The 13,368-nt window shown below is 37.5% G+C and carries 16 protein-coding genes and 1 pseudogene; 2 read left to right on the top strand and 15 right to left on the bottom strand.

Features of this window, described 5'->3' with window-relative positions; genetic code table 11:
- Positions 1-17: 17 nt before the first annotated feature.
- Positions 18-2,030, bottom strand: a complete 2,013-nt coding sequence (locus KZC02_RS00840; protein WP_221392359.1) for a heavy metal translocating P-type ATPase — start codon at positions 2,028-2,030, stop codon at positions 18-20.
- 267 nt (positions 2,031-2,297) lie between these two features.
- Here KZC02_RS00840 and KZC02_RS00835 point away from each other — a divergent pair, with 267 nt between their 5' ends.
- Both KZC02_RS00835 and KZC02_RS00830 read left to right on the top strand, forming a co-directional pair.
- A complete protein-coding gene (locus KZC02_RS00835) occupies positions 2,298-2,765 on the top strand; it encodes a DUF1572 family protein (RefSeq protein WP_221392358.1) in 468 nt (155 codons plus the stop codon).
- A gap of 29 nt (positions 2,766-2,794) precedes the next feature.
- On the top strand, positions 2,795-4,192 hold the full coding sequence (locus KZC02_RS00830; RefSeq protein WP_221392357.1) for a pyridoxal-dependent decarboxylase: 1,398 nt from the start codon (positions 2,795-2,797) through the stop codon (positions 4,190-4,192).
- A gap of 101 nt (positions 4,193-4,293) precedes the next feature.
- Here the strand turns inward: KZC02_RS00830 and KZC02_RS00825 are convergent, their stop codons facing one another.
- From KZC02_RS00825 to KZC02_RS00770, 14 genes and pseudogenes are all read right to left on the bottom strand, one after another.
- Positions 4,294-4,599 carry a hypothetical protein gene (locus KZC02_RS00825; RefSeq protein WP_221392356.1) on the bottom strand — a complete coding sequence of 102 codons (306 nt, stop codon included), beginning with the start codon at positions 4,597-4,599 and terminating at the stop codon, positions 4,294-4,296.
- Between the two features lie 5 nt (positions 4,600-4,604).
- The gene (locus KZC02_RS31315; RefSeq protein ID WP_229253935.1) at positions 4,605-4,748 is read right to left on the bottom strand and encodes a ParA family protein; all 144 of its coding nucleotides are present in this window, start codon (positions 4,746-4,748) and stop codon (positions 4,605-4,607) included.
- Positions 4,749-4,807: 59 nt separating this feature from the next.
- Entirely contained in the window at positions 4,808-5,368 is a 561-nt protein-coding gene (locus KZC02_RS00820) for a ParA family protein (RefSeq protein WP_229253934.1), read from the bottom strand.
- 330 nt (positions 5,369-5,698) lie between these two features.
- Positions 5,699-6,961, bottom strand: coding sequence for an MFS transporter (locus KZC02_RS00815; RefSeq protein ID WP_221392355.1), 1,263 nt, complete (start codon positions 6,959-6,961; stop codon positions 5,699-5,701).
- A gap of 16 nt (positions 6,962-6,977) precedes the next feature.
- Positions 6,978-7,217 carry a hypothetical protein gene (locus KZC02_RS00810; RefSeq protein WP_221392354.1) on the bottom strand — a complete coding sequence of 80 codons (240 nt, stop codon included), beginning with the start codon at positions 7,215-7,217 and terminating at the stop codon, positions 6,978-6,980.
- 47 nt (positions 7,218-7,264) lie between these two features.
- On the bottom strand, positions 7,265-7,435 hold the full coding sequence (locus tag KZC02_RS00805; protein WP_221392353.1) for a hypothetical protein: 171 nt from the start codon (positions 7,433-7,435) through the stop codon (positions 7,265-7,267).
- Entirely contained in the window at positions 7,419-7,856 is a 438-nt protein-coding gene (locus KZC02_RS00800) for a TetR/AcrR family transcriptional regulator (protein ID WP_221392352.1), read from the bottom strand. The genes KZC02_RS00805 and KZC02_RS00800 overlap by 17 nt, the downstream gene beginning before the upstream one ends.
- An 88-nt stretch (positions 7,857-7,944) precedes the next feature.
- Positions 7,945-8,391 (bottom strand): DinB family protein, encoded by a 447-nt coding sequence (locus KZC02_RS00795; protein WP_221392351.1) that lies wholly within the window; start codon positions 8,389-8,391, stop codon positions 7,945-7,947.
- A 2-nt stretch (positions 8,392-8,393) separates the two neighbouring features.
- Positions 8,394-9,074, bottom strand: a complete 681-nt coding sequence (locus KZC02_RS31310; protein ID WP_229253933.1) for a hypothetical protein — start codon at positions 9,072-9,074, stop codon at positions 8,394-8,396.
- 204 nt (positions 9,075-9,278) lie between these two features.
- Positions 9,279-9,871: pseudogene (locus tag KZC02_RS31305) on the bottom strand (class I SAM-dependent DNA methyltransferase); the annotation flags it as partial.
- A 145-nt stretch (positions 9,872-10,016) separates the two neighbouring features.
- Positions 10,017-10,679: a hypothetical protein gene (locus tag KZC02_RS00785; RefSeq protein WP_221392350.1), complete on the bottom strand. Its 663-nt coding sequence runs from the start codon at positions 10,677-10,679 to the stop codon at positions 10,017-10,019.
- Positions 10,661-11,161: a hypothetical protein gene (locus tag KZC02_RS00780; protein ID WP_221392349.1), complete on the bottom strand. Its 501-nt coding sequence runs from the start codon at positions 11,159-11,161 to the stop codon at positions 10,661-10,663. Before KZC02_RS00780 ends, KZC02_RS00785 begins: the two co-directional genes overlap by 19 nt.
- Before the next feature lie 103 nt (positions 11,162-11,264).
- On the bottom strand, positions 11,265-12,287 hold the full coding sequence (locus tag KZC02_RS00775) for a hypothetical protein (RefSeq protein ID WP_221392348.1): 1,023 nt from the start codon (positions 12,285-12,287) through the stop codon (positions 11,265-11,267).
- A gap of 62 nt (positions 12,288-12,349) precedes the next feature.
- Positions 12,350-13,363 (bottom strand): hypothetical protein, encoded by a 1,014-nt coding sequence (locus KZC02_RS00770; protein WP_221392347.1) that lies wholly within the window; start codon positions 13,361-13,363, stop codon positions 12,350-12,352.
- Positions 13,364-13,368: the final 5 nt, after the last annotated feature.

Below are 13,368 nucleotides of genomic sequence, written 5' to 3'. Positions count from 1 at the left end.
CCTTCCGGGAATTATATTTATATCTTCTTTCCCTGAATCCGGAAAGCATTTAAAATAGCCAGCAATGCCACACCTACGTCTGCAAATACTGCTTCCCACAACGTAGCAATTCCGCCAGCTCCAAGAACCATCACCAAAACTTTAATACCCATTGCGATGGAAATATTCTGGTAGACTATACTCTTTGTAATCCTGCCAGCTTTTATTGCAGAAACGATTTTTGAGGGTTGGTCATTCTGGATCACGATATCAGCAGTTTCAATGGTAGCGTCGGAACCGAGGCCACCCATTGCAATTCCGACATCAGCTAATGCGATAACGGGCGCATCATTCACTCCGTCTCCGACAAATATAATTTTCCGGCCTTTATCTTTTAAATCCTGTACAATTTTAACCTTTCCTTCAGGCAGCAAATCGCCATAGGATTGATCAATATGTAATTGCTGTGCTATTTCGGAAGTTACTGCTGACTTATCGCCAGACAGCATAATGGTTTCAATTCCCATCTTTTTAAGCTCTGCAATTGCCTGTGCCGAATCTTCCTTTACCTCGTCTGAAATCGTGATGTAGCCTGAATAATTTCCATTGATAGCTACCACGACAATTGTTTCAACAATTGCATCTAATTCCGCAGGGTATTTTACCTCAAATTTTTGAAGTAATTTGAGATTTCCGGCCAACACCGTTTCCTGGTTCACAGTACCTTTCAAGCCGTGTCCGGAAATTTCTTCCACGTCCTGAGGTTTATTCAGAATTACCTTTTCAGCATAATGTACAATTGCCCTGGCAACCGGGTGTGTTGAATAACTTTCAAGTGATGCGGTTTTGGTCAAAAAATCGGTCTTGTCAATATTCGTTTCTACTTTTTGAACATTAAAAACCCCCTTAGTCAACGTACCCGTTTTGTCTGTGACAACAGTATCTATTTTCGTTACAATATCCAGAAAGTTAGAGCCTTTAACTAAAATCCCATTTCTGGAAGCAAGACCAATTCCACCAAAATACCCCAATGGAATAGAGATAGTTAACGCGCATGGGCAGGCAATAACCAGGAAAACCATGCCACGATAGAGCCATTGCTGAAAATCATAATTGGGCACAATAAACAAGGGTAAAAGAATGATTGCAACAGCGAGGCCAAACACAATAGGTGTATAAATTTTCGCTAATCTGCTGATTAATAATTGTGTAGGTGCTTTTCTGGCTGTTGCTTCCTGAACCATTTCCAGGATACGCGACAATTTTGAATCCTTAAATAATGCCGTAACTGTAATTTCAACTGATTTATCGGTGTTAATCATTCCTGCCAGAACGGGTTCATTCTGCCTTTTTACATCAGGTTTAGATTCTCCTGTTAATGCGGCTGTATTAAAAGTTCCGGATAGGGAAACCAGTGTACCATCCAACGCTACTTTTTCACCAGCTTTTACCAGAATTGTTTCTCCTACCTTTACATTTTCTGGTAAAACTGTCGTGTTTTTAAGATCCCTGATAACAGTAACGCTATCAGGCCGGATGTCCAGAAGTGCTTTAATTGAACGCTTTGAGCGTGTTACAGCAAGATCCTGAAACAATTCTCCGATTTCGTAAAAGATCATTACCGCTACACCTTCGCTAAACTCACCAATGTAAAATGCACCCAGCGTTGCAATTGTCATCAGTGTAAATTCATTAAACAAATCTCCTCGTTTAATCTTTCTGAACGCCATATCAATGGTTTTATGCCCGGCCAGAATATAGGCTGATAACATAAATCCAATTTCTACATAACGGTTGATCTTTATTCCAAATCCAAAATTAAGAACCAGGAAGACGCTGAGAATCAATAAACTGATCCATAATGGCCAGCGACTGCTTAAAAGATTAACATTATCATCTCCTCCATGATCATGGTCATGATCATCGTCTCCATGGTTATGTTCCTCGTGATCATGATGCTCATGTACATGTTTTGTTACAATAATTGGAGCATCATGGTCGCAGCAATGATCTTTAACAACTACTTTATTTTCAGGATTATTAATATTCATAAAATTTGCCCGTTGCAAACCGGGATTTGTCTAAAATTTTAAATTGGATGATGTATTAAATTGCTGTTACTCCCATAATACTTTAACAAATGTACTTGATAAAAGAGTGCAACAGGGTAACAAGTGCTGAAAATCAATTAGTTGCAATGTTGTTGCGGTTTGCAATAGGATTGCATGGAACACACAAAGGATTATATCACTAATAGAATCTTCTCATAAATCCGGAAAGGTCATACTTTTGCAGACAAAATATGCTAAAAATCACTCATGAATTGTATTGAATTTAAAAGGCTCTTTGTAAGAGAATTGGAAAAACTTCGGAGTGAAGTTGAATTATATCATTCAGATGATCAAATGTGGCTGGTCTTACCTGGCACGATCAATTCCGGTGGAAACCTGGTCCAGCATCTTGTTGGAAATTTGAGAACTTATATTGGTCTTACATTAGGTGACACTGCTTACATAAGAAACCGTGATGCGGAATTTGGCGAACGCTTGTTTACACAGGAAAATCTTTTGCAGGAAATTGAATTGTTAAAAACAATATTAAGCAACGCAATTGAAACGATTACAGATGAGACTTTGCAACACGAATATCCGCACGAGGTACTGACCATTTTTCCCGAACAAAGCATCAGCACCGTTCTGACACATTTACTGATGCACCTGACCTGGCATACCGGGCAAATTAATTATCACAGGAGATATTTTGAAACAACAAAAAATGAAGAATAACCTGATCAGTAACTAACAAAATTTAAAACATGAATTTGGTATTAAAAAATGACCTGAATTTGCTGTCGGATATTTTAGATGAAGTAAAAAGCTCAGGTATTGCTTATTTGAATGGATTGGATCTGCTTCCCACTTCCGTTTCAGACCAGGATATAGAAGAAATTCAGTTACTGGGTACAGGTCATGGAACAATGAAGAGTCTTGAAATATTTAAAGAAAATTATCAGAAACTCATTGTTGCCAGTTCCGGTCCAAGGTATTTAGGTTTTGTAATTGGAGGAACTACACCAGCAGCCATTGCCGGAGACTGGCTTACTTCTATTTTTGACCAAAATCCGCAAAGTTTAAAAGGAGCAGGTGATATTTCTGCTCAAATAGAAATGGAGACGATACGGCTCTTACTTGAATTATTTAATTTGCCCGCTCAGTTTAATGGTGGTTTTGTGAGCGGCGCAACAATGGCAAATTTTACCGGATTAGCGGTTGCCCGGCAATGGGCTGGAGTTAGTTTAGGAATGGACATTGCATTGGAAGGAATGACTTCCGAAATAGTGGTACTTGGTCCAACACCACATTCTTCCGTTTTTAAAGCACTTTCTATGCTTGGATTTGGAAGTAGTAATGTGGTTAAAATAAATTCGTTATCTGGTAGGGAAGCCTTAGATATCAGTGATCTGGAATCAAAACTTATACAGTATTCCGGTAAGCCGGTTATTCTGAATTGTAGCGCTGGAACAGTAAACACGGTTGATTTTGACGATATCCGTGCAATTGTTGAATTAAAGAAAAAATACAATTTCTGGCTTCATATTGATGCCGCTTTCGGAGGATTTGCAGCTTGTTCACCGTCTCAAAAATATTTACTAAATGGTTGGGAACACGCTGACAGTATCACCATTGACTGTCACAAATGGATGAATGTACCGTACGACAGTGCCATCATACTGACGAAAAAAGAACACCATACATTACAAACCCAGACATTTCAGAATTCAAACGCACCTTATCTGGGAGACCCCGAAACCGATTTTTCTTATCTGAATTTCCTGCCTGAGAATTCCCGCAGATTTCGTGCATTGCCGGCGTGGTTCAGTTTAATGGCGTATGGCAGGGAAGGTTTTCAATCGATTGTTGAAAACAGTATATCCAATGCACAGAATTTTGGCAGTTATCTGGATAAAAGCGATGCATTAGAGCTAAAAGCACCGGTTCGTCTAAATGTAGTTTGTTTTGGATTAAAAAGATCAGGGGAGAAAACGGCGGAATTTCTATCTGTACTTAACTCCCGGGGAAAAGTATTTATGACTGCAACCTTGCTTGATGGGAAGCTGTGCATTCGGGCAGCATTTGTAAATTATCGTACAACCCAGGCGGATATTGCCATCGTGATTGAGGAACTGGAAGCTGTCTGTATACAATTGTTTTGAATGAAATAAAAAAAGATCAATGAAAATGTTTTCTGTTTGGAAAGCAATTTCATTGATCAATATATTTAACAACATGGCCGGAATTTCAGATGGCAGGTTATCTAGTCTGTTACGGCATTTTTAGGCTTACGTCCAACTTTGGTCCTGTTACGGATTTTATCCGGGCGGGGACGTATTTCTTTATCCTGAAAATATAATTTCAAAGATTCCAGAATAATATCCTTTTGCGTAAGTCCTTCCCAATATCCATAATCCTTCATGTTTTCCATCAAAATGTAATCACAATCAAAAGTTACTTTCGTGGGAGCGGCGTCAGCTGCATCATTAGGCTTATTTGTTTCCAGTTCTTCCTGTATATCGGTTACCAGTGGAAGAGGTGCAAAATCAAATTTCCTTTCCTTAGCCATAGTTTTTAATTATTAATTCGTTCAAGAATTTCTTTTGTAAGCTTGTAGTAATCTTCGGCACCGTTACTGTTCGGAGCATAATCGAAAATTGTCATTCCACTAGCCTGCGCTTCTGAGAGCGCAATGTTATCGCGAATGTACGAATCCATAAATACTTCACCAAGTTGTTCCCTTGTTGCATTGACCAATTCATGGCTGATCTTCTTTCTTATTTTAGGATTATACCGTGTTGCGAATACTCCGCCAAGATTGGTTGATGGACTGATTTTTTTATTTCGGCAGAATAGACAAGGAAATTACGCAAACCTTCATAACTAAGAAATTCAGCCTGAAGCGGGACATAATATTGGTGGCATGATACCAGCGCAAGCCGTGTATTTCCATATAGTGCCGGAGGGCAATCTATGATCACGAAGTCATAGCGGTCTTTTACTTTTTCAAGTGCAATCCTTAAATTAAAAGGAAATATCGGAGCTGATTTGATAGTATCTTCCCTGTGAATCATTTCTGCTGAACCCGGCAATATATCAATTTCACCAACTCTTTTAACGATCTCGTCAAATTCATATTCACCTGTTATAAATGAGCCACTGTCTTTTTTTAGCCCTGCATGCGCAATGCCAAAACTTTTTGTGAGACTGGCCTGCGCGTCGAGGTCGATTACAAGTACGCGCGCATTGGCAAATTTATTAAGACCGGCAGCTATGCTTTGAGCAGAAGTTGTTTTTCCTACACCACCTTTGTTGTTGACAATACTTATTATTTTCATTTAAAAGTATTATATGTATAAAAAGTTAAAATTTTATTCAATGATAAGTTTGTAAATAAACGTAAAATAATTTTACAACTAATCTATTTAAATAAAAAGATTTAAAAGTTTATAATAATATTATATGTATAAAACATTTAAAAAGTATTATAAATATTTATGAATTATAATTGAGTTAACATAGGAATGTGTTGGTAAATAGCTATTTAGATTTCGGTTATCCTATTTTCTGTATTTAAGTATAGAAAGTTGTATAATTAATTTTTGATCTGAAGAAAAAAAACCTCCGTAAACAGGAGGTTTTTTGATGAGCTACTAACTTTTTATTTCTTAAATAACTTCTGTTGAAACAATTGAGGTTGGTACACTGGCAAGTTTTGCTGCCACATATTTATGAATACCATACATTAGAAATATGGTAATAATGATCGCTCCAACGACAACATTTCCAAGCAATGGATAATTTTCAATATAACCTGTACTCGTTTCGGTTACAATTAATCCGGCAATTAATGATGCAATTCCACCTGCAATTTGCTGAACTGAAGAGTTTACACCCATAAAAGCACCACGGTCCTGAGGTTCCGGAACGGCAGTCATCAATGCAGATGCAGAGATCATACGGGCACTGATTCCGACAAATAAAAGTACATTCAGAACAAGTATAATCCATAACGGAGTTACACTCAGATTACAGTAAATGAGTGTCATAACTGAAGCAATAACGGAACCTATGATGAACATTTTGTACTTGCCGATCTTATCACTTAATAATCCGGTCAGCGGGCCAAATCCTAACATACATATACCTGTAACCATATATAAGAATGGTAATTGAGACATGGATATACCTAAATTGTGAACGCCAAATGCACTCCCAAATGGCATAAGCATAAATCCGCCGGTAGCAAGCAGGGTAGTTGCAGCAAACGCGCGAAGGTATTGTGGCTTGGAAATAACATTTGTAAGGTGAAAAAAGGCGTTTTGTCCGGACTGAATTTTTAAGTGTTCGTTAATTGGTTTTAAGTATATGAATATAATTATTCCAATAATAACAGCCAGTCCTATGATCAGTAAAAACGGTGCATGCCAGTTGTATAAATTGGCAAGGTAGAGGCCTAATGGTATACCAATTACCTGACTTAGCGCAAATGCTGATTGAACAAAACCCATCACTCTCCCACGGAATTCGAGTGCAAAAATATCGGTAATGATGGCGAAGCTAATGGATCCAATCACTCCTCCGAAAATTCCGGTGAAAATTCTCGCCATAAGCAGAAAGTTGTAAGTAGGAGCGAGCCCGCACAGAAAAGTGCCGACTACAAAACCGGTATAGAAAAATAACAACAGTTTTTTTCGGTCAAATTTGTCAGCAAATCCTGCTGCTAAAAGTCCGGAGGCTCCTGCACTAAATGCGTAAGCAGAAACTACCAGTCCAAACTGGACAGTTGAAATAGAGAGTTCCTTTAATAAGATGGCTCCCAATGGTGACAATACCATAAAGTCCAATACAACAGTGAATTGCAGTGTTGCCAATAATACAATGATGAATGTCTGGTAACGGGTGAAACCTTTTGATTCTTTTTCCGACATGAGTTTAAGTTTTGGTTTAATCCTGTAATTCTTCACAGCTGTATCCAGCTGCTGCTATTAATTGTATGATATTAACTGCTTCGACCTGAAAGGCTTCAATACGCAGGACATTGTCAACATCTGACAAATCCACATTCCATTTAACTATTCCATCCGCTGAATTTAATAATGAAGCTATTTGCTTAACATCATTCTCACCAGTTAGGTTTGTTTTGAAAACCAATATCACTTCTGGTTTTATTTGGTTATTTTTCATATGATGATGTTTGTTAAGTAGCAGATATTTAGTTCGTTAGCCTAATTTCAGGAAGGCTTTAATGCTTTCAGCACAAGTTGTAAACTCAGGTTTATTATCTCCTCATCAATAATAAAAGGAGGCCTGCCAAACATGCTGGTTTTGGAAACCTGAAATTTAACAAGCTGGTAAAGCGGAGCAAAAGCGATCGACCAATATATCTCAATAGGTAGTGGCAATAATTCTTTCCGTTTGATAGCTGTATAGTACAAACTTTGACATCGCATCTAAAAAACTTCTGTCTATGACCGATCGGTCAATCAGCGGTGAATGTTTTACCTGCTCCATGAATGTCATGCTGTAAGGATTAGCCACGCAATAATTAATCCGGTTCATCCACTGGATTTTCAGCCCTTCATCAAAATGCGATTCCGGATCGAAATTAATAAGCGTTGCGTCAGCCATCTTTTTTGTTTCCTCTGTGTAAAGCTGCTGGATTAAATCTTCACGGTCTTTAAAATAGATGTAAATTGTAGCAACGGATACCCCGGCCGATTTAGCTAGCTTATGCATACTTAGTCCATCAAAGCCCTGATTCACAATCATTTCAATGGCCTTTTCACGGATAACCAATTCTTTATTAATATCTCTGATTCTCATAATAATGCAAATATAAATGAACGTTCGTTTATTTATATTAAATGACTAAAAAAATTTCCCGAACTTAAGAAAAACCTGTTTTAGAGAATTAGTAGGCAAGTATTTGTCTTAAATGATGTTCTAAATGACTGACATAATCATTGATATAAAAATGAAGTGGAAAATTTTGTCCGTCTTTACCCATCCCATTTCTTTGTAGGTTTTCAGAAGGAATAACCTTAATAATATCAATAATGTGTTGATTGTAAATTGCCCAGAAGTTAATTAAATGATTGGTGTCCAGCTGATTGTAGTTGCTAAGTATATTCCATTGATTCTGATCATAAAATATTACAGGCTCGTTTTCGTATTGGATCCTGACAAATCGCTGGTGATTATTTGTAGCACTATCTATCAAATGACCCAGTATTTCCTTTTTACTCCATATGGTGGGAGTAGGTTTAAATGCAAATTCTTCTTCAGAAATTTGTTGTAGTAAAGGTGGAATTGCGCCGTATAAGTATTGCAGTCTTTCGATGGGCTCTATAATAACCATGTTTATTCCAGGGATGTAATAATAAAATTTTCCACCACTTTTTTGTTATAACCTTTATAACCACCCTGGAAATCACGCCCTGCAACAGAAATAAAATCGGCCATTCTTTGAGAATTTAATTGAGTTAATAATGTCTGATAATCAGCATCATACTTAATAAAATAGCCTGAATAAACCGTACAATCCGGATTTTCATGGAGGATAAAATTAGGAAAACGATTCATCGGTGAAAAAATAATCTTTTTTCCAAAAGAGGAATCCAAACCTTGCGCACGACCAAATGCGTACCATGCAACAGGATTAGTTTTACCATTATCCCTTTTATCCAGTTCGCCTTTAACCGTTTTCAGATAGGCATAAGCGTTAGGATAATCAGTTTTAAGCCTTTCCTCCTTAATTATTTTATGCTTGTCCTCAACATTTTTTTCATAAGGAAAAAGTATATATTCTGTAATCGGATCTGTGGATTGTTTTAGTTTGGATCCTTTTATTATGGGTTTTAATATTGCTTTTTCAATCCAAACGCTGGTTCCATTTTTACTGGTAACCTTCACCAAATCGCCGTCTTCTTCCAGGATTGAAAAAAGGTATAAACTATCTGATAGTGTGGTAATTCCAACAGAGATTTGACACAGTTCTCCTAAACGAATTCCGTCAGTTTCCTGTGTTTTGGTAACTGACAAATGCCATGGATCTTCATTGGAAAGTTCGGAAAAGGGGATATCACGACTTTCATATTTATATTCGGGGTCACTTATTTCATATTTAAAATCCTTTGAAAATGTCTTTCTGAAAACAGTAATAGCAGCGTATGTTCCAGTAGTACCAAATATGCGAACGGAGCCATAATTAGTAATTTGTTTTAAGGTTTGGCTCTGAACAAAATAGGAGCGAAGTTGTTTTCCAGTTTCTGAAATAAAGAAAGAGTTAGGCGTGATAAACCCACAGGTTCCATTTTCTTTTAATAGCGCCGAAGCTAGCTGAAAAAAGCAACATAAGCATCTGTTGAGCCGGAATTACAAAACGAATAAACTGTTTGGACGTATTGGCGTTGTGATATAGGAAGATGCTGAATCCTGATGTAAGGAGGATTGCCAATTATCAAATCAAACTTTTGAGTACTGTCAATTTGTTCTAACGCATTTATTATGAACAAGTTCCAGCTGATTTTTAAGCCAAGTGGAACAACCAGGTCATCCAGATTTTGCCTGCACATATTAATTGCATCCGGGTCAATATCCCATCCATAAATATTTTCCAGGCGCTTTTCGACTTCGTTAGGAGTTGAATTCTTAATAATGAATTGAGCGGCAGGAATAAGGAAACGGCCATCCCCGCAAGCAGGATCAAGTATCGTCGAATGGTCAAAATCTGAAGAGTAAAATCCAGTATCGGTCAGTATTTTTTCAACAATGTGTAATGGCGTATATATTTGGCCAAGTAGTTTTTTTTTGTCGTAATCCCGTGTTTGTGAGGCCATTCATTTCAGTAAGTCAATTCCCTTATTTGTTGCGAAGAATATTTTTGAAACAATTTATAAAAAATATTCTTCAAGCGAGATATTTTAATTTAAATCATCTATAAACGAAATCCTGTTCTCTTATAATTCTTAAAATACAGATAATTTATCTCAATTGACAATATCTAAAACCTTTTAAATTTTTTATATAATCCGTTACAACAGGCGGATCTATATCACCCAGCAAAATTTCATAAGTATCTTCATTAAAAATAAATGAAGTCTGATCGCTTCGGATACGTTTAGAACCTGCTTTGTAAAATTTTCCGACTTCTCCATTTTGCAAAGCATATTTATCAATGAAGCCAAGCATAGAAGCGATGGTACCATCGGTTTCTGACTGATGAAATGAAATGCAGAAATAATGTGTGGTTTTTGAATTAGGTTTGTGCAATTGGGATGCCGGGATATTTAATACATAATCAGCAGCCAGATTTCCGGAACGCCTTTTCATGGATTTGATATCCAGTGAAAAATTTTGCTCTTCCGAAGTTATGATAAAATCCTGGCCCCAATCTTGTCCGTCGATTGCACCAAAGGATCGGATCGGACGGGGGAGGTGATACGTATCTGCAAAAACAGTTTCGCCCAAACTTCCGGTAAAGCGCAGCATTCTGGTTTGGGAAAGCTGATTTTCGTTTTTATCCCAAATATTGGAAACATGATGATGCCGCAGTGAATGCTCGACCAGTTCACGGGCAAAAAGCTTCTGATTTTCGCTTACCGAGATTTGAATATACGTAGTGTGGTTCAAAACAGTTTGCTCCATGCAAATCTGATGGCTATTAAAGTGAGCACAAATCCTATAATTATAACTGAAAACGGAACGTAAGTAAATGCTACTAAGTGGATTCTGTCAAAAAACCACATGGTGCCAATGAGTGCAGTAATGAGGGTGAGAAAACCGGAAATTTTACCAAAACCGGGTATTAAGTAGAAGGGAATCTTGCTTTTGATTAACATCAGTGTTAAACCCATGGAAATGACAGGTAAAAATTGAAGTATAACATTTGCTTGCCAAATGCTCTGACGTTCAAACAGGAAAAGATAAATATTGAGGGTAACGGCAAAAATTCCGGGAATACAGATTGCATAAATCAGCACAGCATAAACATAACTCCAGAATGTAATATCACGACTACCATTTGAAACCTGTCCGACTGCCCAGGCAATTACCGGCATCAAAATAAAATACACAGCCAATGGCCAGGGATTTTCAGAGATAGAAATAAATAGTTGTTGTAGTGTCATAATTATGGAGGAAGGAGGAATGAGGGAGGAGGATAAGGAAGGATGATGGAAATCGAAACAAATGCCCCTTTCTCATTTTCCCGCATCCTCCTTCCTCGTAATCTTAAAGTCCTAATAAAAATCCAATTGTAAAGTTTGCATCCCAGTCGAATACAAATTGATCGCAGCCGGTTGCATCTGTAACTGCTTTATAAATGTTAACACCAGCTTTCGATTTGGCATTGCTTAATTTACTATATGCAAGCGGAGCACTTAGTGTTGTGTATCTTTCTTTTCCTTTACGTACTTCTTTCGCCATTTCAAAAGGAACACCGCCTATTATAAAACAGGTTTTTCTCAACTCTGACGGAATTTGTTTAGATTTTGCAGTGACATCCTGATACACTTTTGAGTCATCAATACCTTCCTGAAAGTACTTGGCTCCGTAACTTTCCAATGCTTTTACCTGACTGCCTCCATCCATCCAGGAAATTTTTGTATTACCTGATCCGATATCTACCACAAATGACTTGCTGGCGTATTCAGCAGGCAATACAGATTTAAGTGCCAATTGACCTTCCTGTTCAGCCGTAACCTGATTTACTACGTAATTCAGTGATTTCAAAGCCTTTGTAATTTTCTGGGTTACTTCTGCTTTCGCAGCTCCTGAGCTTACCACAAAGTGAATATCCCTAGCTCCAACCCCAAAATCAAGCATGGAGCCAATGTATTTTTTGAGGCCGATTCTTACATCTTCGTCTGTGGCCATGTTTTCAGTAACAAGGCTGTTGCCAAATTCAGATTTTTCCAGGCTCCATCTTTTCTGTTTATCTACCTTAATGATAAATGAGTTAAAACCACTTGCTCCTAATTCGACAACACCTTTTAATTTACCATCGACAGGAGCGGGCGGGGTATAAGCGAATGAGGACACTCGTGTATCGGATGCTTCTGTGTCATTTGTATTCTTTTCGGTAGAAGCAGGCTCTTCACCGGTAGTTGTTGCTTCTGTTTGAGGAACCTGAGCCTGATCTTTTGCCATCTGATCCATCATCTTTTGGCCACCGAAATATTTGTAGCCTAAAAATATTGCTCCTAAAATCAAGGCGGTAATGAATAATCGTCCAGCTACTGTTAATCTTTTCATTGATATATAATTGTAAATTGATTAGATATTTAATTTTATAAATTATTAATTAGTTTAATATATTAATCTAATAAACCTTTATAGCTGGAATCCTTTGGTGTATCAATCGAACGCGGATCTGCTTGCGGTTTATCAAGTTGAATCAGTTTGAATTCCCCATGATTATATGCTTCCAGCATTGCCTGTCCTTTATCTGAAAGCAATCCATTCTGAACATCCACACCATTGATAAAATCAAGAGATAAATCCATTGCACGTTTCATTTCACCTAGTTTTTGGCTCATATCATCCTGGATATATTCCATTGATTCATCAAAATAGAATTTTTTGTCGGGATTTCCTTTAAAAATGCTAACAGCGGTACGTAATGCATTAGAGCTTTCTTTTACAATCCTATATTCTGCTTCTTTCAGTTTTACCTTAATTTCTGTCTCTTTAATGATGTAATCAGCGCTTTTATTTACTTTTTCCATAAATTCCAATACAGTTTTCATGTTTCGCTGCAAGGGAAAAAGCTTTTCGTTCATTTCCTGTAAACCTGCTCCTTCAATAGTGGCCAAAGATGCCGTTTCTTTCATTCCAGGCCTGTCAAGCATGGTTCCCGCTTTATTTGCTTCTGCAAATTTCTGCTTGATCTGCTCATTGTTCTCGTTGATATTCTTGTTTAATTTTATCAACTGGCCTGCAAGTGTATTGATTTGTCCCTGCATTTTTTCTCTTTTTTCTTTCAGGTCATCAATATAGATCTTCATTATTGCGATCGGGTCAAGCTTGATAATTAGCCCGGTTATATTTCTCATCAGTGTTTTGAATAGAAAAAATACCGCTGTACGCACATCTTTACTGGTAAACAGAAAAACGAAGACAGCAAGAACTGCCATCAAAAATCCAAGGTAGAGCGTATTCTGGGTTACATCAATCAGGAATGCTGCAATTTTATTCCAATAATAAAGTCCTACCGCGCCTATTCCACCAAGAAAAAGCAGCGAAGTAATGCCCTCAGGTTTACTCCAGTAGGACCGCTTGGATGCATCTTCCTGTGAGCCGCCAATTTGACTGAAATCTGGTGTTGCCATTGTTA

The organism is Dyadobacter sp. NIV53 (assembly GCF_019711195.1).
In the GTDB taxonomy this organism is placed as follows: domain Bacteria; phylum Bacteroidota; class Bacteroidia; order Cytophagales; family Spirosomataceae; genus Dyadobacter.
Note: the sequence above shows the minus strand (reverse complement) of the source record. Positions and strands in the feature narration are given on the sequence as shown.